Origin of the sequence: Paraglaciecola sp. (assembly GCF_039942875.1) — a bacterium.
Classification (GTDB): domain Bacteria; phylum Pseudomonadota; class Gammaproteobacteria; order Enterobacterales; family Alteromonadaceae; genus Paraglaciecola.
This window is the reverse complement of the sequence record NZ_JBDVBQ010000013.1, coordinates 38,365-63,743: the sequence shown is the minus strand read 5'-3', so window position 1 is coordinate 63,743 and position 25,379 is coordinate 38,365. Positions and strand designations below refer to the sequence as shown.

20 protein-coding genes are annotated in these 25,379 nt (G+C 38.4%); 12 read left to right on the top strand and 8 right to left on the bottom strand.

Annotated features, from left to right (window positions below; genetic code table 11):
• Nucleotides 1-12 precede the first annotated feature (12 nt).
• The 11 genes from malQ to rluF all read left to right on the top strand — a co-directional run bounded on the left by malQ (nt 13) and on the right by rluF (nt 15,915).
• Complete coding sequence (gene malQ, locus ABJE44_RS03795) at nt 13-2,208, top strand: 4-alpha-glucanotransferase (protein WP_348110058.1); 2,196 nt, start codon at nt 13-15, stop codon at nt 2,206-2,208.
• A gap of 56 nt (nt 2,209-2,264) precedes the next feature.
• Nucleotides 2,265-4,457: a 1,4-alpha-glucan branching protein GlgB gene (gene glgB, locus ABJE44_RS03790; protein WP_348110057.1), complete on the top strand. Its 2,193-nt coding sequence runs from the start codon at nt 2,265-2,267 to the stop codon at nt 4,455-4,457.
• A gap of 3 nt (nt 4,458-4,460) precedes the next feature.
• A complete protein-coding gene (gene glgX, locus ABJE44_RS03785; protein WP_348110056.1) occupies nt 4,461-6,533 on the top strand; it encodes a glycogen debranching protein GlgX in 2,073 nt (690 codons plus the stop codon).
• 37 nt (nt 6,534-6,570) lie between these two features.
• Nucleotides 6,571-6,969 (top strand): peptide-methionine (R)-S-oxide reductase MsrB, encoded by a 399-nt coding sequence (gene msrB / locus ABJE44_RS03780; RefSeq protein WP_348110055.1) that lies wholly within the window; start codon nt 6,571-6,573, stop codon nt 6,967-6,969.
• 310 nt (nt 6,970-7,279) lie between these two features.
• Nucleotides 7,280-8,737 (top strand): glyceraldehyde-3-phosphate dehydrogenase, encoded by a 1,458-nt coding sequence (locus ABJE44_RS03775; RefSeq protein WP_348110054.1) that lies wholly within the window; start codon nt 7,280-7,282, stop codon nt 8,735-8,737.
• Nucleotides 8,738-8,835: 98 nt separating this feature from the next.
• Nucleotides 8,836-9,963 carry a M14-type cytosolic carboxypeptidase gene (locus ABJE44_RS03770; RefSeq protein ID WP_348110053.1) on the top strand — a complete coding sequence of 376 codons (1,128 nt, stop codon included), beginning with the start codon at nt 8,836-8,838 and terminating at the stop codon, nt 9,961-9,963.
• Nucleotides 9,964-10,023: 60 nt separating this feature from the next.
• Nucleotides 10,024-11,694 carry an amino acid carrier protein gene (locus ABJE44_RS03765; RefSeq protein ID WP_133469399.1) on the top strand — a complete coding sequence of 557 codons (1,671 nt, stop codon included), beginning with the start codon at nt 10,024-10,026 and terminating at the stop codon, nt 11,692-11,694.
• A gap of 68 nt (nt 11,695-11,762) precedes the next feature.
• Nucleotides 11,763-12,089, top strand: a complete 327-nt coding sequence (locus ABJE44_RS03760; RefSeq protein WP_348110052.1) for a hypothetical protein — start codon at nt 11,763-11,765, stop codon at nt 12,087-12,089.
• A gap of 1 nt (nt 12,090) precedes the next feature.
• On the top strand, nt 12,091-12,384 hold the full coding sequence (locus tag ABJE44_RS03755; RefSeq protein WP_348110051.1) for a DUF1315 family protein: 294 nt from the start codon (nt 12,091-12,093) through the stop codon (nt 12,382-12,384).
• Between the two features lie 22 nt (nt 12,385-12,406).
• Nucleotides 12,407-15,181 carry a DUF349 domain-containing protein gene (locus ABJE44_RS03750; RefSeq protein ID WP_348110050.1) on the top strand — a complete coding sequence of 925 codons (2,775 nt, stop codon included), beginning with the start codon at nt 12,407-12,409 and terminating at the stop codon, nt 15,179-15,181.
• Nucleotides 15,181-15,915: a 23S rRNA pseudouridine(2604) synthase RluF gene (gene rluF, locus ABJE44_RS03745; protein ID WP_348110049.1), complete on the top strand. Its 735-nt coding sequence runs from the start codon at nt 15,181-15,183 to the stop codon at nt 15,913-15,915. Before ABJE44_RS03750 ends, rluF begins: the two co-directional genes overlap by 1 nt.
• 4 nt (nt 15,916-15,919) lie before the next feature.
• Here the strand turns inward: rluF and ABJE44_RS03740 are convergent, their stop codons facing one another.
• The 8 genes from ABJE44_RS03740 to putP all read right to left on the bottom strand — a co-directional run bounded on the left by ABJE44_RS03740 (nt 15,920) and on the right by putP (nt 24,785).
• Nucleotides 15,920-16,342: a BLUF domain-containing protein gene (locus ABJE44_RS03740; protein ID WP_348110048.1), complete on the bottom strand. Its 423-nt coding sequence runs from the start codon at nt 16,340-16,342 to the stop codon at nt 15,920-15,922.
• Nucleotides 16,343-16,410: 68 nt separating this feature from the next.
• Complete coding sequence (locus ABJE44_RS03735; protein ID WP_348110047.1) at nt 16,411-18,141, bottom strand: SLC13 family permease; 1,731 nt, start codon at nt 18,139-18,141, stop codon at nt 16,411-16,413.
• 19 nt (nt 18,142-18,160) lie between these two features.
• A complete protein-coding gene (gene cysN, locus ABJE44_RS03730) occupies nt 18,161-19,567 on the bottom strand; it encodes a sulfate adenylyltransferase subunit CysN (protein WP_348110046.1) in 1,407 nt (468 codons plus the stop codon).
• 2 nt (nt 19,568-19,569) lie between these two features.
• Nucleotides 19,570-20,358: a 3'(2'),5'-bisphosphate nucleotidase CysQ gene (cysQ, locus tag ABJE44_RS03725; protein ID WP_348110045.1), complete on the bottom strand. Its 789-nt coding sequence runs from the start codon at nt 20,356-20,358 to the stop codon at nt 19,570-19,572.
• Complete coding sequence (cysC, locus tag ABJE44_RS03720; protein WP_348110044.1) at nt 20,358-20,954, bottom strand: adenylyl-sulfate kinase; 597 nt, start codon at nt 20,952-20,954, stop codon at nt 20,358-20,360. The genes cysQ and cysC overlap by 1 nt, the downstream gene beginning before the upstream one ends.
• Nucleotides 20,954-21,868, bottom strand: a complete 915-nt coding sequence (gene cysD, locus ABJE44_RS03715; RefSeq protein ID WP_348110043.1) for a sulfate adenylyltransferase subunit CysD — start codon at nt 21,866-21,868, stop codon at nt 20,954-20,956. Before cysD ends, cysC begins: the two co-directional genes overlap by 1 nt.
• A 132-nt stretch (nt 21,869-22,000) precedes the next feature.
• Nucleotides 22,001-23,224, bottom strand: coding sequence for an HDOD domain-containing protein (locus tag ABJE44_RS03710; RefSeq protein ID WP_348110042.1), 1,224 nt, complete (start codon nt 23,222-23,224; stop codon nt 22,001-22,003).
• Nucleotides 23,225-23,273: 49 nt separating this feature from the next.
• A complete protein-coding gene (gene putP, locus ABJE44_RS03705) occupies nt 23,274-24,785 on the bottom strand; it encodes a sodium/proline symporter PutP (RefSeq protein WP_348110041.1) in 1,512 nt (503 codons plus the stop codon).
• Between the two features lie 104 nt (nt 24,786-24,889).
• Here putP and ABJE44_RS03700 point away from each other — a divergent pair, with 104 nt between their 5' ends.
• A complete protein-coding gene (locus ABJE44_RS03700) occupies nt 24,890-25,330 on the top strand; it encodes a GNAT family N-acetyltransferase (RefSeq protein ID WP_348110040.1) in 441 nt (146 codons plus the stop codon).
• The last annotated feature ends 49 nt before the right edge of the window (nt 25,331-25,379 follow it).

Here is a 25,379-nt window from a genome sequence, read left to right as displayed (position 1 = left end):
AATTAAAATTTAATGACGGCTTCATTGATTGAATATTTAGTTGAGTACCGAGGAATAGAGTCAAATTATAATGACGCGTGGGGCAAACCGACTACAATTGCCGATGCCACCAAAGAAAAATTGTTAAAAGTGATGGGGTATGATGTAGACGACTCAATCGCTCTACAGCAACAAGCTGAAGATGAAGCCAACCAATCTTGGTTATCGCCCTTAGGCCCAGTTCAAGTGATACGTAGTGGCAATGATTTTCATATAGCTGTTAGGTTACCTATTGAGTTGGTTGATGATGAGTATGAGGCAGTGGTTACGACTGAGCATGGCGCCACTTTGGGTTGTCGTTTTATTCCTATTGACGGACAACTTACAAATGTTGTTCATATTGAAGATATTGAATTTCAAGAATATGTGGTGAAAATAGACGTGTCTTTACCACTAGGTTATCACTCTCTATCTTTGCAAGCTGACAAGGATGAATTGGCTCGTATGAGCATTATAGTGGCGCCTCAGTCTTGTTATAAACCTCAGGCGATACTAGATGGTCAAAAAGTCTGGGGGCTGAGCGTTCAGTTATATTGTCTACGTAGTGAAAACAACTGGGGGATTGGTGATTTTAGTGATTTAGCCTTTCTCCTTGAAAGTGCCGCTAAACAAGGAGCTCAATTTGTAGGCTTGAACCCAATTCACGCATTATATCCTGCCCAACCAGACGTTTGCAGCCCATATGGGCCATCATCTCGCCGCTGGCTAAATTTTATCTATATTGATGTGACCACTATTGAAGGTTATGAGCAAAAAGTAGTACAAGACATAGTAAATACCCCTGAGTTTTTAGTGAAATTGAGCAAGTCTCGGGATGCTGAACTAGTCGATTATGAAACGGTAACAGGGTTGAAATTGATGGCCCTAGAAGCTGTATTTGAATATCAAAACACTCAATATCTTTCTAGAAACACTAAGACAAACAAAGCCTTCAAAACTTTTATTACTGGTGGTGGCGATAGTTTACTAACTATAGCTGTCTATGATGCCTTGCAAGAAAGCCTGGCAGCAAAAGGTAAGCCTTCATGGGGATGGCCGGTATTTCCTGAAGAGTTTTCTGATTTTGATAGGCCAGCGGTAAAAGCCTTTATTAAAAAACATAAAAAACGAATTAAGTTTTTTATGTGGCTGCAATGGCAGGCTGCTATGCAATTAGAGCAGGCAAACCAAGTTGCTATTAATAATAATATGAGTATCGGTTTATACCGTGACTTAGCCGTGGGAGTGAGTGAGGGGAGTGCAGAAATTTGGGGAAATAAAGACTTATATTGTGTGAATGCAAGTGTTGGCGCTCCTCCCGATGAATTAGGGCCTTTAGGGCAAACATGGGGACTACCGCCTATGGATCCTGAAAAACTTTATCAACAACAATATCAACCAATTATCGATTTATTTCGGGCTAACATGCATGCCACGGGAGCACTTCGTATTGATCATGTTATGGCATTATTACGTTTATGGTGGGTTTCAAAGGGGGATAATGCTACTGAAGGCGGATACGTGTATTATCCCGTGGATGACTTATTAGGCATTTTAGCTTTAGAAAGTCATAGAAATCAAAGTATGGTGATAGGTGAAGATTTAGGGACAGTGCCGCCAGAAATTAGAGAGAAATTGGCTGAGAATGGCGTGTATTCATATCGTGTATTCTTTTTCGAACAAGCTAAAGATGGTGGGTTTTATTCTCCTGCACATTATCCTGAACAATCTATGGCCACCCTAACAACCCATGATATGCCGACTTTAAAGGGGTATTGGAATTGTTACGACTTAGAGTTAGGTAAAGAGCTGGGGTTATATCCTAACTCAGCAGTATTAAATGAACTGTATAATAGTCGCCATAGGAATAAACAAGCTATTTTAAACACTTTGCATGGACATCATTCTGTTACTGAGGAAGTAGGGAATGATGTGAATTCTGTTGGTATGAGTAGAGCTTTAAATTTTGGTATGCAATTACATATGGCTGGTGGCTCAAGTGAGTTATTAAGTTTGCAACTTGAAGACTGGTTAGAAATGGACAAACCGGTGAATATTCCGGGGACATCTGATGAATATCCTAATTGGCGACGAAAATTGACTCAAGACCTGCAATGTATCTATAGTGATGAGGCATTAAATAGATTAGCCCTAGATTTAACAGAAATAAGAAAAAGAGTCTCAATTTGATTTAAATTTATCTGTGGTTTGACCCTAACGTTAAACCACACAACCAAGGCGAAAATATGCAGTTAGAAACCATACTGTCTCAAGCTAAATGTACCTTTCCTTTTTCTCACCTAGGTGCCGACTTTCAAAATTCGAATTCAAACTTTCTTATCACTACATGGCAGCCTCATGCAGAAAAGGTCGTTGCCATTGATTTAGGCACTGGCAAGGCTATAGGTGAACTTAAACAGACCCCTGATAGTTACTTATTTACTGGAGCATTTAAACTTGCTGAGTCCCCTAAAGCTTATGCGTTTTTGATCAGTAATGGCGAAGTTGATTATCAGGTTATCGATCCTTACCAGTTCAAAGAGCAAGCCTTTCATGCTGTGCATTATGTCGATCATTTACCAGAAAACATATATAACCAATTAGGGGCTCAATTAGTAGATTTAGATGTTGGGTTACCGACAACTATTCAAGCAACTCGATTTGCAGTGTTTGCTCCTAATGCGTCTGCAGTATCTTTAATTGGTGATTTTAATTATTGGGATGGCTCATGCCTGCCTATGCAAAAAACTGATTTTGGTTATTGGGTGCTTGTTGTCCCAGGTATTGCTGCTGGCGCTAAATATAAATATCAAATTAAAGATGCGCTTGGTAATGAACTACCTCACAAAGCAGATCCTGTTGGCTTTATGGCTGAGCAATATCCTTCACATGCCTCTGTCGTGTTCGATCATAAAAAATACAAATGGAAAGATGAAAAGTGGAAGAAGCGAGCTCATAAAGATAAATATCAACAGGCTATGAGTATTTATGAATTGCACCTTGGGTCTTGGAAAAGACCGGGCTCAGACTCTGAAAAACAGTTTTTAACTTACCGTGATTTGTCGACAGATTTAATCCCTTATATTAAGGATATGGGATATACCCACATAGAGCTTTTACCTGTATCTGAGTTTCCATTTGATGGTTCTTGGGGATATCAACCAGTAGGGCTGTTTTCTCCAACCAGCCGTTTTGGTGGGCCTGATGATTTCAAGTATTTTGTCGATCAATGTCACCAAAATGGAATTGGGGTAATAATCGACTGGGTTCCTGCTCATTTTCCTGAAGACGGTCATGGCCTTGCACGCTTTGATGGCACTCACGTTTATGAATATGAGGACCCTCGCAAAGGTTGGCACCCAGATTGGAACTCATGTATTTATGATTTTGGAAAAGAAACAGTACGACAATTTTTAGTAGCCAATGCTTTGTTTTGGATGGATAAATATCATATTGATGGCCTAAGAGTTGATGCTGTAGCGTCCATGTTGTACTTAGATTATTCTCGAGAGGATGGTGAATGGATACCCAATATAGATGGGGGGAACCATAATTATGAAGCAATAAGCTTATTACAGTGGATGAATAAAGCCGTATACGAAAAGTTTCCAGAGGGCATGACAATAGCAGAGGAGTCTACGTCTTTTCCAAAAGTATCTAGACCTGTTTTTGAAGGGGGCTTAGGGTTTGGTTTTAAATGGAATATGGGGTGGATGAATGATTCATTGCACTACATTTCAAAGGATCCCGCCTACAGACGCTATCACCATAATGAAATTACTTTTAGTATGGTATATGCCTTTGACGAAAGTTTTATTTTGCCTATTTCCCATGATGAAGTTGTACATGGAAAAGGTTCGTTACTTCGGAAAATGCCCGGAGATGAATGGCAACAAGCTGCCAATTTACGTGCTTACGCAGGTTTTATGTATGCACATCCCGGTAAAAAATTAAACTTCATGGGGAATGAAATAGGCCAAGCTGAAGAGTGGAACCATGACAGTTCAGTTAATTGGCATTTACTCGAGTTCGATAAGCACAAAGGGATCCAATCTTTATATCGTGATTTAAATAAACTATATGCCAAATATCCTGCACTACATGAATTGGATCATAACCATAAAGGATTTGAGTGGATTGAACATGGTAATGCAGACCAGAGTGTTCTTTCTGTGTTAAGAAAGTCTAATGATGCTAAACAGAAAATTTATTTTATCGTTAATTTCACCCCGGTACCCTATGAAAAGTTTAGGCTAGGGGTTCAAGATAAAGGTGAATACCAGCTACTCTTAAATTCAGATGACAACAAATACTGGGGCAGTGGTTATAAAGTTAACGAAAAATGTAAAAGTGACCTTGAAGCTTGGAACGGTCAACCTCACTCTATTTCTTTAAGCCTACCTCCATTGGCTAGTTTATTTATCTTATTTAAAGGTTAAATCATGTCTAACTATCAGATTTTGGCTGGTGCCCCTCATCCATTAGGAGCGACATTAAGTGGCTCTGGATGTAACTTTGCCGTGCATTGCCCAAACGCTGATGCAGTGGAACTGTGTTTATTTGACAGTATCACTGAAAAGCAAGTTGCTGCTATTAGTCTGCCCGCTAAAACGGGTAAAATTTGGCACGGTTTTATTGATGGTTTACAAGCAGGGCAACTTTACGGGTACCGTTTACAAGGTGACAACAATGCAAGTGTTGGTTTAGTCTTCGATAGTCAGAAATTATTAATTGACCCCTATGCTAAAGTCCTAAATAGAGCACTAGTTTGGGATGCTAAAAAGTACCAAGGAGACAGCCAAGAAATGGTCTCTAAGGCTGTGGTTACTGAAGCTTCTGGTAATTTAGATGCGCCCAGCAAGCCAAATGTTCCTCTTGATCAAACTATATTATATGAAGCCCACGTCAAAGGTTTAACACAGCTTCACCCTGATGTACCCGATAAATATAAAGGTAAATTTTTAGGCGTTTGTCAGCCAGCTATTATTGAACATTTAAAGTCTTTAGGAGTAACTGCTGTTCAGTTGATGCCAGTCTTTGCATTTATGCCAGAACCTTTTATTACCAATAAAGGTTTGACGAATTATTGGGGATATAACCCAGTTAATTACTTTTGCCCTGATCCTAGATACGTTATTAACGATGCCATTGGTGAGTTTAAAACCATGGTTCATACTCTGCACCAAGCAGGAATTGAAGTGATACTTGATGTGGTGTTCAATCATACTGCTGAAGGTGGGATTGAAGGGCCTACCCTATCGTTTAAAGGGTTTGATAATATTTCATGCTACTTATTTGAGCGTAATGATTATGGCGCTATTGATTACCAAAAATATGTAAATAATTCTGGTTGTGGCAATAGCGTCAATACTGCATTTCCGTATGTATTAAAAATGGTAATGGACTCTTTACGTTATTGGTTTTCTGACATGGGAGTGGATGGTTTTCGGTTTGATTTAGCCGCAAGCTTGGGGCGTGACCCTTATGAATTTTCAAGTTTAGCTGGATTTTTTAGAACAATAAGACAAGACCCAACTCTGATTGGGTGTAAGTTAATTGCTGAACCATGGGATATTGGTTACGGTGGATATAGATTAGGTCAATTTCCTTCTAATTGGCTAGAGTGCAATGATAAATATCGAGACACAGTAAGAGCATTTTGGAGAGGAGATAAAGGTCACACAAGTGATTTTGCTACCAGATTGTTTGGATCCAGAGATGTCTTCCCAAAAGAGAACCGCTCAATATTAACCTCGGTTAATAACGTTACCTACCATGACGGTTTTACATTGCAAGATTTGGTGAGTTATGCAGAAAGGCATAATGAAGCTAATTTAGAGCAAAATCGGGATGGGCATGGTCATAATTTATCTGCTAACTATGGTGTTGAAGGCCCTACGTCAGACAGTCAAGTCATACAATTAAGAGAGCGCCAAAAACGTAACTTATTTGCAACTTTAATGCTGTCTCAAGGCACACCTCATGTGTTGGGGGGGGACGAATTGAGCCGCACCCAAAATGGTAACAATAATGCTTATTGTCAAGATAATGAAATTAATTGGATACATTGGGATATTGATACCACTCAACAAAAGTTCTTGAGATTTTGTCAAGCCGTCATTGCTTTACGCAAAAGTAGTTCAATTCTAAGTAACCTTAACTTTAAAGATGACCATTACTCCACTGGTTGCAATGTTGAAGAGATTCATTGGTATCGCCCAGATGGAGAAAGAAAATTAGATGGGGATTGGCAAGATTATAACAATCAAGCATTTGCTGTTGAGCTTAAAGGTCCTGATAATGAATATCATGAACATTGGTTATTAGTGTTTAATACCAGTGAGCACGATGTACGCTTCCATTTGCCTGAACTTTATAAAGAGGCGGCGTGGAAGATAATGCTTGATACTCGTTATGATGACTGGGATAAGCAACCTGATGTTAAAATTAAGCATTTGTACCTGCAGGGATCACAAAGTATTTCAGTATTTAAATGTTCCAATTCAACTAACTAATAAACAGTTTTATATTAAAGATTTAGAAGGATTAACAATGAAGCTTACCGATGCTCAATGGCAAGAAAAGTTGTCAAATGAAGAGTTTAGAGTGTGCAGGCAGAAAGGGACAGAGCGCCCATTTACCGGTGAGTTATTAGATTTAAAAGCGAGTGGTGATTTTTGTTGTACCTGTTGCGGGCAAAGGCTTTTCCACTCAAGTGATAAGTTTGACTCCGGTTGTGGCTGGCCGTCATTTTCGTCACAAAGCTCAGATGGTAACGTCAATTACTTACCAGATAACTCTTTAGGAATGCAAAGAATAGAAATTTTATGTAAACATTGTGATGCACATTTAGGGCATGTATTTGAAGATGGGCCTGCCCCAACAGGTAAGCGTTATTGTGTTAACTCGGTATCTTTGAAATTTTCTAAAAATACTAATGACAAAGTTTAATTAACACTGTCTTGTTTAAGTTCCTTTTCTAAGACTTTAGTCTTAAATTCAATTTTTTTTAATGAAAGTTAATTTCATGATTTTATTGTGTAAAAAGTGTTTTTACACATTTAAATCAACATTTTCGTACTTTTTTGTTTTAGTTTGTTAATTAACTCTTTTTGCCCTAAAAAATGGTGAAAACTTACCTAAAAATTGATGCTTTTCGTCGTTTCTATGACTAAGTCGTAATTTTTCAACAATTTGGTTGTGCGCCATTCCTTCTTTAGAATGCGCCAGAATCTTTTTAAACCATATTGGGATGAGCATTATGAATCAGCAATTAGAGCAGGAATTAATTGGCAGTTGGCAAGAAAGACAAGAGTATGCTGAGCAAATGCAACCTATCTTGGGTAAGTTGTATCGAAATAGGGCGATTGAAATTTTTGTTTATGGTCGGCCTTTGTTGGGCGCTAGCGCTATAGAAGTTATCAAAGCTCATCGCTCCGTTAGGTTAAAAGAAGAAAATAAACTTAGGTTGCGAGAAAGCTGGCCGCTATTAGAAGCTCTAAACAAAATGCCACTGGCGCCAGCGAAAATAGACATTGGTAAATTAGCTTATGCTTATCAATACAACCCTGCTTTTAAAAACATCACAATTGATGCTTACTTGAATGAACAGCTAAAAACCATTATCAATTTGAAAGATGAGCAACCAGCTCAAGATGTCGTACTTTATGGTTTTGGTCGTATTGGTAGGCTTTTAGCTCGGTTATTAATCGAAAGGCAAGGTACCAATAACAAATTACGTTTGAAAGCCATAGTTGTAAGAGGGGGCCGAGAGGGTGACCTTGAGAAACGCGCCAGTTTATTAAGGCGAGATTCTGTTCACGGTCCATTCAATGGCAGTATTACCATTGATAAAGATAAAAATGCGATTAAAGCTAACGGATCATATATTCAAGTAATATATGCCAATGGCCCTCAAGAAGTCGACTATACACAGTATGGCATTAAAGACGCGATAGTGGTTGATAATACTGGTATGTGGCGAGACGAAGAGGGGTTAGGACAGCATTTGAAGTCAAAGGGGGCTAAAAAAGTTTTGTTAACAGCGCCCGGTAAAGGAGACATTAAAAACATTGTTTATGGTGTTAATGACACAGATATTTCGGAAGATGATGTAATACTATCTGCCGCGAGCTGCACTACTAACGCTATTACGCCAGTACTCAAGGCGCTAGATGAAGAGTATGGCATTGATAGTGGTCATGTTGAGACAGTACACTCGTTCACCAACGATCAAAACCTGATTGATAATTTCCACAAAGGAGATAGGCGTGGTCGTAGTGCACCATTAAATATGGTGATTACAGAGACAGGAGCGGCGAAAGCAGTCGCCAAGGCCTATCCAATTCTTGCGGGTAAATTAACGGGGAGTGCGATTAGGGTTCCTACTCCAAACGTTTCCTTAGCGATACTCAATTTACATATGAGCACAGAGACATCCAAAGAAATGCTTAATGAATATATGCGGGATATCTCATTGTTTTCTCCTTTACAACACCAGATCGACTATACTGCCTCAAAGGAAATTGTATCAACAGATTTGGTAGGAACTCGTGCTCCTTCGGTTGTCGATTCTCAGGCTACTATTGTGGCAGGAAATAGAGCGACGTTGTATGTTTGGTATGACAATGAGTTTGGTTATAGTTGTCAAGTTATGAAGGTTGTTCAACATATGGCCAATTTGTTTTATCCAACTCTACCTCTTTCGCTGCCAAGTTAATCAATACGGGTTGTTTTTATCTTGATTAAAGGACTCTAGTAGTCCTTTTTTTATGACTGTGATAAATTACTTTGGTCAAAAGTTCATGGGAATAAAAAGTGAGAATTAGTAGTAATTTTGATAGTGGTAATATTCAAGTTATCAGCGCAACGTCACCTCAAGATATCCAACTTAGTATTTGTAAAGATAATCAATCCGAATTTTATCAGTGGTTCCATTTCAAATTAGACACAACAGCTTTTGTTTCTCATGCCATTACAATTAAAAATTTAGCAAAGTCAGCTTATCCCGATGGCTGGCAAAATTATCAAGCGGTTGCGTCTTATGATCGCCAAGAGTGGTTTAGGGTAGAAAGTGAGTTTGATGGTGATAATCTTGTCATTCAACATACGCCAGAATTTCCACAAGTGTATTACGCCTATTTTGCCCCCTATAGTTACGAGCGCCATCTTGACTTATTAGCTTGGGCCCAACAGTCTGAACAGTGTAAACCATACCATTTAGGTGAGACGTTAGATGGCCGAGATATGTCTCTACTTATTATCGGTGAGCCAGCCGAGGGTAAAAAATCTATTTGGGTGACGGCACGACAGCACCCCGGTGAAACCATGGCAGAATGGTTAGTAGAGGGGTTTTTACATCGCCTTTTAGATGAATATGATGGGTTAGCTAAGTGGTTATTAGATAAAGCCGTTTTTTATGTGGTGCCGAATATGAATCCTGATGGCTCTGCCCGGGGTCACTTAAGAACAAACGCCAAAGGGGTGAACCTAAACCGTGAATGGCAAACTCCATCGATAGAAAATAGCCCCGAAGTCTATTTTGTCAAACAAAAAATGCAGGAAGTAGGTGTCGACATGTTTTTAGATGTGCATGGCGATGAAGCGTTACCCTACAATTTTATGGCAGGGTGTGAAGGAAATCCCAATTATAATGAAAGATTACAAGGGTTAGAGAGCTCTTTTAAACAAGCATTGTTAACCGCTACGCCAGAGTTTCAAGATACCTATGGCTATGAAAAAGATAAGCCCGGAGAAAGTAATTTGACGGTAGCAGCTAATGCTATTGGTCATGAATTTGACTGCTTGTCTTACACTTTGGAGATGCCATTTAAAGATAACATTGAGCTACCTGACGCAGTGTACGGATGGTCGCCAATACGTTGTAAGCAACTTGGTGAGGATGTCATGGTTGCGATGCGCTCCATAGTTGATATGCTGCGCTAAGTACAGAAACTAAAATTATAAAAAATATATAACTATAAAAATTAATAAAGGGGAAAAACGTTGGAAGCATTTCATAATATATTGAAATCTATGGATGGCATGTTAGGGGGAGCTTGGTGGTTTCCATATGTGTTGTTAGGTACCGGTCTATTTTTTACTATTTACCTTAAATTTCCACAAGTTAGGTACTTTAAACATGCATGGAAAGTGGTAACTGGAAAATATGATAAAGCTAATTCCCCAGGGGATACCAGTCATTTTAGGGCATTAACTACCGCCTTATCCGGGACGGTTGGAACCGGTAATATTGGCGGCGTGGCTTTTGCTTTATTTTTAGGTGGCCCAGCTGCATTATTTTGGATGTGGGCAACTGCATTCTTCGGAATGACCACTAAGTTTGTGGAAGTGACCTTATCTCACAAATATCGAGATAAAACCCCAGACGGTTCAATGGCTGGTGGTCCAATGTATTACATGGATAAACGTCTTAATATGAAATGGTTAGCTATTGCTTTTGCAATTGCCACGGTAATCAGTTCATTTGGTACAGGAAACTTACCCCAAAGTAATGGTATAGCGACCAGTATTGAGTCGACATTCGGTTTCGACCCATTAATGGTAGGGAGCATATTAGGTATTTTATTAGCGCTAGTTATCCTAGGTGGTATCACACGTATAGCAGCGGTTACCTCGAAAATTGTTCCTCTGATGGCCTTAATTTATGTTGTTGGTGCATTTGCGGTAATTTTTGCAAACCTAGAAAACGTGGGCCCTGCCTTTGTTTCTGTTTTTTCGGATGTATTTACAGGTTCTGCGGCAACTGGCGGTTTTTTGGGGGCCACTATAGCTTACGCCTTTAACCGGGGCGTAAACAGAGGATTGTTCTCAAATGAAGCTGGCCAAGGTTCTGCGCCAATTGCCCATGCTGCAGCAAAAACTGATGAACCCGTATCTGAAGGTATGGTATCCATTCTTGAGCCATTCATTGACACCATCATTATTTGTACGATAACAGGGTTAGTAATTCTTTCTTCAGGAGTATGGAAAGAAAAGCATATGAACACCTTTGATCGTTCTGATATGCATATTCTTGCTGGCACTTACGTCGAATCGGATGCCGCAGATAAAGAGACTTTATTTGCTTATATTAACGACTTAGATGGACACGGTGTTACTGATTACACTGGAGATATACAAGTAGTAAATGGTAAAGCAGTAAATGCTGGGTTTACTATTATTAATGCTAGATCATTTGCTGAAAACGTCACTTTCTCAATAGGTGAACCTGTTGATAATTACACTGGTACGCTTCAAGTGATTGACGGTAATCTAGTTAAAGATTCCATTATTGTTACTGGCGAGTCTTTAATTCACTCAGCTAGTTTAACTGCCCTTGCATTTACTAAAGGCTTTTTCGGTGAATCAGGTAAATATATCGTCTCTATCGGTTTATTGCTTTTCGCATTTTCAACCGCCATTGCGTGGTCATATTATGGTGATAGAGCGATGACTTATTTATTGGGCCCTCGCTCAGTAATGCCATATAGAGTTGTTTATGTCGCTGGTTTTGTTTGGGCTGCGGTATCAGATACCACACTCGTTTGGACTTTATCAGCAGTGGCTATAGTTGTGATGACCTTGCCTAACTTGTTTGGTATTTTCTTACTACGCAAAGAGATGAAAGATTCCGTTGCTGAGTATTGGGAAAGGTTTAATAAAGAGAATAAATAAAGTTTTTAATTAACCGATTAAAAAGGCGCGGCTATAAGCCGCGCTTTTCAGTGTAGTAGGAGTGTAAAATGGCATTAATAGATTGCCCTAGTTGTGGTAAAAGAATTTCTGATAAGGCACAAAGTTGTCAACATTGTAATTTTACATTAGGTGAAGCGACTTCAGAAGATATTGCTCGTAAGCAAAACCTTAATAAATACCTAAAAGGTCAACGTATACAAACTCAGTCTATGGTGGCTATGTTATTGTTTGTTGCAGGTTTTGGGTTTATGTACTGGGGTGGGGCTATTCCTGGTGAGCTACAGCATACCGTCGCCATAGGTGTAACAATCATTGGATTTGTTTGGTACATAGTGAACAGAGTACGTTTAGTTTTCCTTAAAAGGTCTGATTAATATGGACAGTGCAATGCTATTGCAAAATATGTCTGAGCAGGTATATCAAAAGTTGCTACAGAGTGTAGAAACTGGCAAGTGGTTAGATGGTTCACCATTGACTGAGCAGCAAAAAGAAATAAGCATGCAGGCGGTAATGATGTATCAGGCTAAAGTCTTGAAGTCAGAGCAACATATGACAGTGGGTGCAGATGGTGAGATTGTCCACAAAAGTCGCGAGACGTTTAAGCAAGAATTTAATCAAAAGGCTGAGAAAGGCCAAACAATAGCACGGTTTAAACAGGATGATATTTAAGAATTTATTTCGGGCTAAATATTTGAGCCCAGACCCACAAGTAAGAATTAAAGCTATTGAAACTCTTGATAATCAAGTATCGGAACAAAAATCTGTTTTACATGAATTAGCATTTAACGATGCAGATTCAAAAGTCAGTTTAGCTGCATTATATAAGCTAGATAGTTTTGTTTTATGGTACAAAATGTCTGAAATAGCTAAAGATGAACTAGTGAAGCGTAAATCTGTAAAATTAGTAGAAAGCGTTTTATTGTCGGAGTCAGATACTACTTTAACGAGTAGTGAAAGACGTAAATTTATATTGGAATTAAAAGACAATAGCTTGCTAGAAAAGTTACTTGCTCAAGCATGGGTACAGAAAGATGCTGAGTTATCTATGAGAATACTCAGAAAAATTGATAAGCCTTTGTTTAGAGATAAAATTCTTGTTACTACCTTTAACGAGGCATTACAGCTTACTATTTTAGATTCTCTAAAGGATGCCCCTAGCAATCGTAAGTTACTTAATAAGTTTATAAAAAGGTCACCTCCAGTAGCGGCGCAAAACAAAGCTGAAGAATTACTATCTTTATGGTTTAAAGTTGAGAAAATTCCCCTGGAACTAGAACAGCAGATGAAGATGTTGCTCTCTAGGTTATTAACATTAAAAGACCACCAAGATTTAGAATACATAGAAAAACTGCGGACAGATCTTGATTTCGAATATCATAAATTAAGCGAAAGCTTTAACTATTTAGACGAGGTTAGGCGTACTGAAATACAACAAAAGTATCTAGACATTAGCAGCAAGGTAAACCGAAATATTGAGCTTTTAAAGCCAGTTTGGATTGCTCAGCAGGTTAAGTTAGTACGGGATAACTCAATCGATACCGTTAGTCAAAATATAGAAGGTTATTTAGGTGAGGTTCACACACAATTAGATTCTAGAATAGCCGAGTTGACCACAGAAGAAGTGGATGGCTTTAAATTTAAGCTAATACAACTTGGTAAAGAGCTCATTCAACTTATTGGAGACGTTCCTGTTTCCGAAATAAAACAGCATCAATGCCTTGAGCAGCTCAACAATAAAGTGAATCAAAGTGTTCATACTTTGGCTAATTTCTCTGGCTTACAGGAGGCGGTGCTTGCAGCCCAGCACTTAGTAGAGAAACTAGAAGCTCAACCATTGCCTAGCGGCCCAAATGACCTTGATGGGGCTCAAGCTTTTCTCGATGATTTAAACAAAAATTGGCGTTCCGTTATTGGCCAGTGCGCTAATTTTCTACCTCAAGAGCTATACGAACGTTGGAATAAGCAAACCAAAGTATGGAAAAAAGCAGTTTCCGAACATAGAAAAGAGCTTAATGCTGAGCTTAACCGCTGTAGAAATAAACTTAAAGCTGTGGATAGTTTAGTACATCAAGGTAAATTTAAAGCTGCCATGGGACTATATCAGAAAGTACACGTTTGGTTTGATAATCTAAATGAAAAGCAGCAAGCACAATTACAAAAGGCTTTTTCTAACGTCCAGCAACAAATTGAAAACTTAAAGGACTGGCAAGATTATATCTCTGCGCCACGTAAACCCGCTTTATTAGACGAAGCAGAAAGTTTAATTGCTAAACCATTACCTATTGAAGCTCAGTCTAAAGCGATAAAAGTGTTACGAAGCCAATGGAATAGTTTAGGTAAAACAGGTACAGAATCAGACCAAGTTCTCAATAATGCCTTTGATGTTGCGATTGAAGCAGCTTTTGCCCCATGCAGAGAGCATTATGAACAGCAACAGAAATTACGAGCGTCAAATTTACAATTCAAAACGCAACTACTCGAAGCAATCCAACTGTTGTCTAATGCTGACATTCCTATTATGGAGCTGGCTAAACAATTAAGGCTACTTCAACAAAAGTGGAGAAGTAGTGGAGGAGTTGACTTCAAATTACGAAATGAACTCAATGAGGAATTTCAGGCACTAGTCGAACCCCTTAAACAAAAGATCAATAAGTTTTATAACGATAATGCTTTGCAAAAGCAAAGATTGTTGGACCAAGCTAGGTTGTTGATTAAACTTGAACCCATTTCAGAAGCTATTGAAGAAGCTAAAAGCTTACAACAAAGATGGAAAAGCATAGAACATGCTGGAAGAAAAGCTGAGGCTGATTTATGGCAGGCATTTAGACAGGCTAACGATAACCTATTTGCTAAAAGAGCTGAATTAAATCAACAGCATAAGCTTGAAGTTAAACAACAAATTGAAGAAATAAAGCTAAAAGTAAATACGCTTAAGTCAAACCTAAATAAGGCCAAAAACAAAAGTGAATTAAAGCAAGCTTTACAAGATACTCCTGCAGTTCAAGACTTGCTTAAATCCATACCAAACAATACCCGTAAAGAGTTAGAGCATGAGATTAATTGTGTATTTGAGCAACAAAAGCGACAATTATCTGAGCTATCTAAAAATGAAAAATCTAAAGAGTATATTCAGTTATTTGAGACGTTACGCCATTGGGAGCAAGGAGCCAATAGACCTGACGTTACTGATCTTCGAAAACATTGGCAATCAGGGTTTACTAAAGCGCCAGCTCTAACTAATCGGGATGAAATCACTTTGAAAATGGAGGTGATCGCTGATAAGCCTTCGCCGCTTTCCGAACAAAATAAACGGAAACAGGTGCAAATGGAATTAATGGCCCATAAACTTCAGTCAGGAAATAGCTTGGAATTAAATACCCTATTGTTAGATTGGATTAAGGGTGGGGAATTAAGTGAAACAGATAAGCCATTGCTTGAGCGAGTTGAAAGAGTGTTTGTATCTTAATGAGTACTCTAATCAGACTAAATAAATTTATTAGCGACTCGGGACATTGCTCACGCAGAGAAGCAGATAAGTTAATCGAACAAAGGCGAGTAAGAATAAACGGAGCAATACCAGAGCTTGGGACTAAAGTTGCCGAGGGAGACAAAGTTACTGTTGACGGTAACACTATTAGTGCCAGTGCTAGTGATAAAACAGATCGTATTTATATTGCATATAATAAACCTGTTGGAGTGACATGTACTACTGAGCGCCACGTAAAAGATAACATTATTGATGCTATTGGCCATAAAGAGAGGATCTTTCCAGTTGGACGCTTAGATAAACCGTCTGAGGGACTTATTTTTTTGACCAGTGATGGGGATATAGTAAACAAAATCCTAAGGGCCGAAAATGCCCATGACAAAGAGTACGTGGTAACTGTAAATCGCCCCCTTACTGATAGTTTTATAGATAAAATGTCTCAAGGTGTACCCATTCTAAATACTGTGACTAAACCTTGTAAGGTTACGATGCAAAGTAAAATGGTATTCAGAATAATATTAACTCAGGGATTAAACCGTCAAATTCGTCGTATGTGCGAGTATCTAGGGTATGAAGTGACAAAACTTAAACGTAGTCGCATTATGTCGGTAAGATTAGCAGGGTTAAAGCCTGGGCAATGGCGAGATCTGACTCAAGATGAAATGGCGGACATTAATAATGCTGTTTTAGGCTCTACTAAAACAGCAATTTAAGTTGTTAGAGTATCTCAGGTTCTGGATTTAGACTTTTTAACAGGAGCCGCAGACTGTCTATTTGTATGTCGGTTAGGTGTTGTTTTTGCGCAAACATATTTGCTATGTGGATTGCGTCTTGTAGCACATCTTGATTTAAATCAGGAGAAAACCCCATTGACCAGTTACCAAATTCTTGGTTAATAGTAGGCTGTTTATATATGCACCTAATATTACAATGCCTTGAATCACCACTAATCTTTGTGAAAGTAGACTCTACGTCCTTTTGATTGCCTTCAAGGACTTGAATGAAGTGTTCAGATAAGTCCAGTAAAATTCCAGTTACATTGAGCAAGTCGTTGTTTAGCCTAGCACTGTAAAGAATACGTGGTATGTCTTCAAGTTCAAAATTTTGAGTTTTTTCACTAATGTATATTAGTTGATACATGAAGCGCTCACAGCAATCATTGTTTAAAAAAGTAGATCATTTATTCGAATTCAAACTCTAATATCAATCTAACTTAAATGATAGTTATAACTTAATAACACGAGAACAATTGTCGAATAACAGGCTGATATTGGCAGCCCAAATTTAATAAAGTGCTTAAATTTATAGTTACTAGCACTAAACACTAATAGGTTTGTTTGATATCCGTAGGGAGAAATAAAGCTAGCGCTAGCGGCAAAGGCAACGGCTAAAGCAAAAGGCATCAGTGGTACCCCTAAGGCTTCAACTAATCCATAGGCTAAAGGGAACATAAGCGCTGCAGCAGCATTATTAGTCACCAATTCAGTTAGGATTAGAGTTAGTAAATAAACGCCCACTAATGCCCATACAGGACTCACTGATAATGCCCAAGGACCCACTAAATCCATTAAAGTAGTTATGACACCTGATTTTTCCAATGCGGTAGCAAGACTTAGGGCTCCTATGATAACGACTATTAGATTTAACGGAATATTACGCTTTATTTCATTGCTTGATGTGACACGGCCAACAACTAAGGTTGATATGAAAAATAGTAGACCTGTCGCCAAGTTCAAAACAGAAGTTGCTGCTAGAGCAACCGTAATTAAAAAACCACCTAAGGTGACCCATTCCTGACGCTTTGTTAGTTTTGTTGGGACCTTTTTTTCAGACAGAATAAAGAAGTTTTTAGTTAAATTATGCCTTTGCATAAAATCAGGGCCTGTTGCCAACAGTAAAAAATCTCCAGCTTGAAGCTTAATTTCCCCAAGCTTTCCTGACAGTGTTTCTCCATCTCGCCTAATTGCCACTACTGCTGCATCAAACAGCGCTCTAAATCCAAGAGCTTTAATGGTTTGCCCAATGATTTGAGCTCGATTAGAAATAATGACTTCGGTAAGGTTGTCTCTCAATAAGCCATCGGATTCAGCAAAAAGTTTTAAACCTTTTATATGACTTAAGTTATCAACTTTTTGTATATTTCCAGAAAATATTAATTTGTCACCTGCATCAATGACTAAGTCGGGATTGACTGGAGATATGAGTTTTCCATTTCGTACAACTTCAATCAAAAAAAGTTCTGGCAAATTTCTTAAATGGTTTTCTTCAACTGTTTTTCCTACTAATTCTGAATCTGTATTAACATCAGCTTCTATAGAGTAGCTATTGTACTTGGAGTTTTTATTACTAATTTCTGGTAAAAATGGTGTTAGAAGAAACATTAATAAACCACAACTCAACCCTGCAACCAAACCGTATACAGTAAAGTCCCAAAATGCAAAACCGGGGTGACCGTGCTCTATCAAAAAACTATCTACTATTAGGTTTGTTGACGTACCTATGAGAGTAACGGTCCCTCCTAAAATGGCTGAATAGGATAGGGGGATAAGTAAACGTGACGCATGATGATATTGATTTTGTTTAACTGGGCCAATCAAACTTGCCACAATAGCAGTATTATTAAGTAGTGCTGATGAAGTGAAAGTTAAGCCAAATAATCGCCAAAAACTGCCGTTGAAGCTAGCTGTTACTAATGTTCGACCAAGTCGCTTTATGAGGGAGGTTTTATCTACAGCTGAACTGACTAGCAACAGCAGTATTAAAGTAATTAAACCTTGGTTAGTAAGGTTATGAATTACATCTCTTATTACTAGTTGCTGACTAGCAATAAGAGCCAATAACGATGCCGCAAAGATAAGGGATGGGCGCGCGTTAGTGGTAACGAGCGCCAATATAGTACCGGCAAAAATAGCTAATACCAGATACTGGTTAATATCCATATTGTCTTATCTTGCTTGTTTAGAGTTTACTGATATCAGTAGAATTCCAGTGCGGAAAGTGCTTTCTGACTAGTTGGTTAAATTCTAATTCAAACTCAGAAAATTGACTTTCATTAGCTTCTTCTGCCGCATCTATAATCATACCTGCGCCTACAGTACCATTGGTTAGTCTATCAATAATGATAAATGCGCCGGTGGCTCGATTGCGGGTATATGGGTCACACGCAACAGGTTGTGTAAGTTTTATAGTTCCTACCGCAATTTCGTTTAAAGCAAGCCTAACGGTATCCTTATGTTCCATAGAGTTGACGTCAATTTGATATTCAACATTAGTCACACTACCCGGTACGAATTTAGTCGCAAACTTAAAGCCATATTGCTTATTAGGCATCATTGGCTCTTCGTCCATCCATACTAAATTGGTGCGGTAGGTATTACTGTGCAATGGCAGATTATCGCTTTTTACAATCATGTCGCCACGTGAAATGTCTATTTCATCTTCAAGGGTAATCGTGGTTGTAAGCGGTGCATAAGCGACTTCTTGTTCACCTTCAAAATTAACAAGTGCTTTAACTTTTGATGTTTTACCAGAAGGAAGAGCTGTTATTTCATCCCCTGGTTTTATCTGGCCTGATACAACTGTACCTGCAAACCCACGGAAGTTTAAATTTGGACGGTTCACGTATTGTACAGGGAAACGGAAGTCATCTGCATTAATGTCATCATTAATTTCAATATTTTCCAGCATGGTCATCAAGGTTTCACCCTCATACCAAGGTGTATTTTCACTTGGGTTTACTACGTTATCGCCATCTAATGCAGATAATGGAATAAACTGAATATCAGGTATATCCAACTCTTCAGCAAATATCAGATAATCTTTCTTGATGTCTTCATACACAGTTTCACTGTAATCTTTTAGATCCATTTTATTGACAGCAACGATGACATGCTTGATACCAAGTAGAGATGCTAAAAACGAGTGACGACGGGTTTGAGTTTTTACACCACCACGGGCATCAATTAATATTATAGCTACATCACAAGTTGATGCGCCCGTAACCATGTTCCGTGTGTATTGTTCATGTCCTGGGGTATCTGCAATGATGAATTTACGTTTATCTGTAGAGAAATAACGATAGGCAACATCTATAGTGATACCTTGCTCACGCTCTGACTGCAATCCATCAACTAAAAGCGCTAAATCAACCTTTTCGCCAGTTGTACCAACTTTTTTACTGTCTTTGGTTATGGCGGCTAATTGGTCTTCAAAGATCATTTTTGAGTCATGCAGTAAACGACCAATTAAGGTGCTCTTACCATCGTCAACACTACCGCAGGTCAAAAAGCGTAGCATGTCTTTCTTTTCGTGTTGTTCAAGATATCCCAAGATATCTGATTGTAATAAAGTATTTTCGCTATTCATAATTAGCAACTCACTAAGAAATAAGGGTTTAAAACGGAATCTTTTTGATTGTACTTAAGAGGGGCTGCATCAGCTTTTAAGGCATCGGCTGAGTCTTCAATAATTGTGACTTTACCACCTGCAGCTTCAACTACAGCTTGTGCAGCACCAGTATCCCACTCAGAAGTTGGGCCTAAGCGAGGATATAAATGCGCAGCACCTTCGGCAACTAAGCAAAGCTTTAATGAGCTGCCCATTGCAACTAGCTCAGTCTCACCATCTAAAGAGTCAAGCAATGCTTTGATTTCTGGACTTTGATGAGAACGACTACCTACAATTTTCCAAGTTTCACCAGTGGCTCTAACACTAGGAGTAATTGGAGCTTGTACACCAGAAGTGATTTTGTAGGCTCCTTTACCTGCAACTCCTACGTAGGTCTGTTCTAGCACGGGTGCGTATACAACTCCAAATACAGGAACGCCATCTTTTATCAGAGCTATATTAACGGTGAACTCACCATTTTTCTTGATAAACTCTTTAGTACCATCCAAAGGGTCAACTAGCCAATAATTAGACCATTGTTTGCGTTCATCCCAAGGTATATTTGCAGACTCTTCAGATAAAATAGGGAGCTCAGAAACGGATGTTAAACCATCCACAATACAATTGTGGGCAGCAAGATCTGCCTCCGTTAATGGGCTTTCATCTGACTTTTCGTAAATGGCAAAATCTCTTTCATATATTTCCATAATTTTATCGCCCGCTTTGTGGGTGATCTCAATTATATTTTGAATAAGCTTTTCATCTAACATCAGTCAATAATTCCTTTTTCTGTAAGTAAATCAAAAAGTTGCTCTGCAGATTCTGCAGCACTTTGGCCAGTGTAGGTCAAGGTTATTTCAGGTGACTCTGGCGCTTCATAGGGGGAATCAATTCCTGTAAAATCTTTGATTTCACCTTGTCTAGCTTTTTGATATAGCCCTTTAGGATCTCGTTTTTCGCATTCTTCTATAGGGGTATCGATAAATACTTCTATAAATTCATGTTCTTCAAGTAAATTACGACAAAATTCCCGTTCACTTTTAAAAGGTGAAATAAAGGCGGTTAATACTATGATACCTGCATCAACAAATAATTTTGCGACTTCACCGACACGACGAACATTCTCAACCCTGTCTTTATCACTAAAGGTTAGGTCGCCACATAAACCATGACGAACATTGTCTCCATCTAGCAAATAGGTATGTTTGTTATGTTCTGCTAATTTTTTCTCTAATAAGTTGGCTATGGTAGATTTACCTGAACCACTTAATCCCGTTAGCCATAAAACACAAGGCTTTTGACCTTTTGCTGTCGCCCGCCGAGCCTTGTCAACATCATGCTGATGCCAAACAATGTTGGTCTCCATTAGAAATACCCTTCCATCTTTTTCTTCTCCATTGAGCCAGACGAATCATGATCAATAACCCGGCCTTGTCTTTCAGATGTTTTAGTTAAAAGCATCTCTTGGATTACTTCAGGTAAAGTAGCTGCCGTTGATTCAACCGCACCTGTAAGAGGGTAACAACCCAAGGTTCTGAAGCGCACCGATTTCATTTCTGGCGTTTCGTCTTCCTCTAACGGCATACGATCATCATCGACCATAATCAACACACCATCTCTTTCAACAACAGGGCGAGGTTTTGCCAAGTAAAGTGATGGAATTTCAATGTTCTCCATGTATATGTATTGCCAGATATCTAACTCAGTCCAGTTCGACATGGGGAATACACGTATGCTTTCACCTTTATTTACCTGAGAGTTATATACATTCCATAACTCAGGGCGTTGATTTTTAGGATCCCATCTATGATTAGCATCGCGGAATGAATAAACCCGCTCTTTAGCTCGAGACTTTTCTTCATCTCGTCTTGCGCCACCAAATGCGGCATCAAACTTATAATGATCTAAAGCTTGTTTCAGGCCCGCGGTCTTCATGATATCAGTATGCTTTGCACTACCATGAGTAAATGGGCCCACATTCATTTTTAAACCATCTGGGTTGATATGTACCAAGAGATTCAAGTCATGTTTCTCGGCCATTTCATCACGAAATGCGATCATTTCATGGAACTTCCAGGTGGTGTCTACATGTAATAAAGGAAAAGGTATTTTACCAGGAGCAAAAGCTTTTCTCGCTAAATGCAACAATACTGATGAATCCTTTCCGACAGAATATAGCATCACTGGATTATCGAATTCAGCGGCTACTTCACGGAATATATGAATACTTTCCGCTTCAAGTTGTTTTAAATGTGTCACAGTAGGTATCGAGGTTGACATAGATTTCTCACGCTAAAGTTTGAGGGTTTATATTAATTAATTCTATAGTTAGAACCATAACAAAAAAAAAAGTAAAATTGTATTTATTATTAAAAATAATAGTGTTCTGTGCTTTTTTAAATTTTTGACTTATCAAGAGTGTAGGGCGTCCATTCTTTCTGATGACCACTTTATAGATTCTTGGAACATTACAGCAGATGCATTGTAATCAATTTCTACTTCTGAGCAAAATTGTTGAATACTTTGCCATTCAGCTTTTTCATATAATTCACATAGCTTTAAAAAATTTGCATAGGTTCCAGTACGATAAACGATTGCATCTTTGAGATCTTTAGATAGTGGCAACTTATCAATTAATTCCTGTAAATCTCCATCAACCATGGCATCTAATAAAGACAGCAGCCCCATTAAAAATGCTGATGATTCCGAGCCTTGAGGTAAGCTTTTGATAACCATCAATTCACAGAACCTTGCTCTTACAAGAGCCATCACTGTTAACTCTCTAGGCTTTTCTTGAGAAAATTGAGCACTAAATAGCAATGAAATAAACCGTTTAAGCTCTTGCATTCCTAGCACCACTACAGCTTGTTTGATGCTTTCAATTGTAATACTGCGTTTAAATATTGGGGATTGTGCATAGCGAAGTAGTTTATAAGATAAGTTAGCGTCACCTTCGAATATAGAAGTGATAACACTAATACTTGGGTCACTTTTATTTGATTCAGACATAAGGTTTACAACAGATAACTGTGTAGGATTAAATGCCACTGTTTTTACAATTTTAGGCTTGCTAAAAAAATACCCTTGGAAATATACGCATCCTATCTCTATTGCGTGTAGGTATTCTTCGTAGGTTTCTATTTTTTCTGCTAACAGTCTAATTTGTGGATAGTCTTTTACTATCTTAACTATTTGCTCAAATTGAACAGGCGATGTAAGTGAATAGTCGATCTTTATAATATCTACGTAGGGAAAAAAATGTAACCATACTGGCTTATGTTCATAATCATCTAAGGCAATGGTGTAACCTTTTTCTTTCAACTCAATACAAGCTGCGAGCAGTTTCTTACCTGGTTTAGCTGTTTCTAAAACCTCAACAACAATAAGCTCTTTCGGCAATAATAAAGGGTAACCTTTTATCAATGACTCGTGGGTAAAATTAATAAAGGCCAGTGAACCTTCTGTAAGGTTGCTTAGCCCTAAGTTGAACTCTAACCCTTCGATAAGTTTTGCCGTTGCTTCGTTATCATTAATATTGGGAAAAACATTATCTAAACTGTCTCTAAACAATAATTCATATGCATACAAGTCTTTAGACTGGGTTAATATTGGTTGACGTGCAACATAAAAATTCACCAATTATTCCTCTGTTAGCCATGATTCAAGGTTTAAAATTTTACACATATTAAGCTTGTTGCAACACTTTTTCTACCTCATCAAATGTCGCTAGTAGTTCTGTATCGGTTTGTTTCTGTAATAAGCTCACTAAAATAATAGTGACACTACAAACCAAGAAGCCGGGGACTATCTCATACATCCAGCTACTTAAACTTTGTCCATAAATGGTCACAGGGAGGTAAATCCAAAGTAATACCGTTATCGCTCCTAATAACATACCTAAGATGGCTGATAGTCGAGTCATGCCTTTCCAGAATAAGCTAATTAAAATGATAGGACCAAAAGCAGCTCCAAATCCAGCCCATGCATTACTCACTAAGGTTAAAATACTGCTATCTCGGTCGTAGGCCAAGTATACTGAAACCATTGCAACTAGAGCTACTGAGGCTCTTCCAGCAATTATTAACTCTTTTTGACTTGCGTGACGTCTAAAAAAGGTTTGGTAAAAATCCCCAGTTAATGAGCTCGATGTCACTAGTAACTGTGAAGATATGGTGCTCATAATAGCGGCTAATATTGCGCCTAATAGAAATCCTCCAATTAATGGATTAAACAATAATTGTGATAGATAAATAAACACTGTTTCAGGATCAGCTAATGTCCCATTATTTGCTGTGACGTAAGCTAGACCCATTAAGCCTGTGGCTAATGCTCCTATTATTGACACTACCATCCAGCTAATACCAATTCTACGGGCTACTTTAACGTCTTTGACTGAACGTATAGCCATAAAGCGTACTATTATATGTGGCTGGCCAAAGTACCCTAACCCCCACGATAATAAAGAAATTATGCCTATTAGTGATACGGCTTTTCCGGTGGACGCATCATGAAAAGCAGCCATATAGTTTGCGGGCAAAGATTCTAACTGGGACACGGCTTCTGTTATTCCGCCTAATTCGAAAACAACCACAACAGGCACCAATACTAGGGAGACAAACATAATACACCCTTGTACAAAGTCAGTGATACTTACGGCGGCAAAACCACCGAGAATGGTGTAAGCCACTACTACGCCTGCTGTTATATATAGTCCCAATTCGTAATCCAAACCAAATGAGCTTTCAAATAACTTACCGCCAGCTACAACTCCTGATGAAGTATACAAGGTAAAAAATATAACGATTACGATAGACGAAATTAATCGCAAGCTTTTACTGGTATCATTAAAGCGGTTTTCAAAGTAATCAGGGATGGTAATTGCATTTTTAGCGTATTCTGTATATACCCTTAATCTTGGAGCTACCCATAAATAGTTTAGATATGCACCAATAACTAAGCCGACAGCAATCCAAGCACTAGATAAACCTGAAACATACATAGCCCCTGGTAACCCCATTAGCATCCACCCACTCATGTCAGATGCTCCTGCAGATAAAGCAGTAACCTTAGGACTTAAGTTTCTACCACCTAACATATAGCCCTCAACATCAGTGCTAGACTGCTTAAATGAATATAAACCTATCCCTAGCATGACAACAAAATATAGACCTAGAGATACAAACGCAAGGGGTTCCATTAGCTATTCCTGAATTATAAATTGCTCTTGTTGAGCTTATCATTATGATGTTTATTTATGCTAACAACTGAATGATAGATATTCTAGCCACATCAAGAGTTTATATGAAAAGAAAGACCTTTAAAGAACTTGACACCAATGATCTATATGCCATTTGTAAATTACGACAAGATGTTTTTATTGTTGAACAAAATAGTATTTATTTAGATTTAGACGATTTAGACCAAATATCGATTCATTACATAGATACAAATCAACATAATGAGATTATTGGTTATGCTAGGTGCAGAGAAATAGAAGCTGGGCATTTTAAAATTGAAAGGGTTGTATTAAAAAAAGAAGCCCGAGGAACAGGTCGTGGGCAAACTATTTTACAAACAATTTTGAAAGATATAGAGCAAATAGGCACAGATGCGAAAATCAGTCTATCCGCACAAACTAATGCTCTTAGATTTTATCAACTGCTTGGTTTTCAGAAAGTAGGCGAAGCTTATGATGATGGTGGAATAGAGCACATTACAATGGTTTTGAGGTACGTAGCCTAACGTTAGGTATTGGCTATAATTTGAATTAAATATATAGAAAGTCAGGTAA

What these genes read in the sequence shown, in the direction of transcription:
- malQ (WP_348110058.1), top strand. Translation starts at nt 13, where the DNA reads ATGACGGCTTCATTGATTGAATATTTAGTTGAGTACCGAGGAATAGAG.
- glgB (WP_348110057.1), top strand. Translation starts at nt 2,265, where the DNA reads ATGCAGTTAGAAACCATACTGTCTCAAGCTAAATGTACCTTTCCTTTT.
- glgX (WP_348110056.1), top strand. Translation starts at nt 4,461, where the DNA reads ATGTCTAACTATCAGATTTTGGCTGGTGCCCCTCATCCATTAGGAGCG.
- msrB (WP_348110055.1), top strand. Translation starts at nt 6,571, where the DNA reads ATGAAGCTTACCGATGCTCAATGGCAAGAAAAGTTGTCAAATGAAGAG.
- ABJE44_RS03775 (WP_348110054.1), top strand. Translation starts at nt 7,280, where the DNA reads ATGAATCAGCAATTAGAGCAGGAATTAATTGGCAGTTGGCAAGAAAGA.
- ABJE44_RS03760 (WP_348110052.1), top strand. Translation starts at nt 11,763, where the DNA reads ATGGCATTAATAGATTGCCCTAGTTGTGGTAAAAGAATTTCTGATAAG.
- ABJE44_RS03755 (WP_348110051.1), top strand. Translation starts at nt 12,091, where the DNA reads ATGGACAGTGCAATGCTATTGCAAAATATGTCTGAGCAGGTATATCAA.
- rluF (WP_348110049.1), top strand. Translation starts at nt 15,181, where the DNA reads ATGAGTACTCTAATCAGACTAAATAAATTTATTAGCGACTCGGGACAT.
- ABJE44_RS03740 (WP_348110048.1), bottom strand. Translation starts at nt 16,342, where the DNA reads ATGTATCAACTAATATACATTAGTGAAAAAACTCAAAATTTTGAACTT.
- ABJE44_RS03735 (WP_348110047.1), bottom strand. Translation starts at nt 18,141, where the DNA reads ATGGATATTAACCAGTATCTGGTATTAGCTATTTTTGCCGGTACTATA.
- cysN (WP_348110046.1), bottom strand. Translation starts at nt 19,567, where the DNA reads ATGAATAGCGAAAATACTTTATTACAATCAGATATCTTGGGATATCTT.
- cysQ (WP_348110045.1), bottom strand. Translation starts at nt 20,358, where the DNA reads ATGTTAGATGAAAAGCTTATTCAAAATATAATTGAGATCACCCACAAA.
- cysC (WP_348110044.1), bottom strand. Translation starts at nt 20,954, where the DNA reads ATGGAGACCAACATTGTTTGGCATCAGCATGATGTTGACAAGGCTCGG.
- cysD (WP_348110043.1), bottom strand. Translation starts at nt 21,868, where the DNA reads ATGTCAACCTCGATACCTACTGTGACACATTTAAAACAACTTGAAGCG.
- putP (WP_348110041.1), bottom strand. Translation starts at nt 24,785, where the DNA reads ATGGAACCCCTTGCGTTTGTATCTCTAGGTCTATATTTTGTTGTCATG.
- ABJE44_RS03700 (WP_348110040.1), top strand. Translation starts at nt 24,890, where the DNA reads ATGAAAAGAAAGACCTTTAAAGAACTTGACACCAATGATCTATATGCC.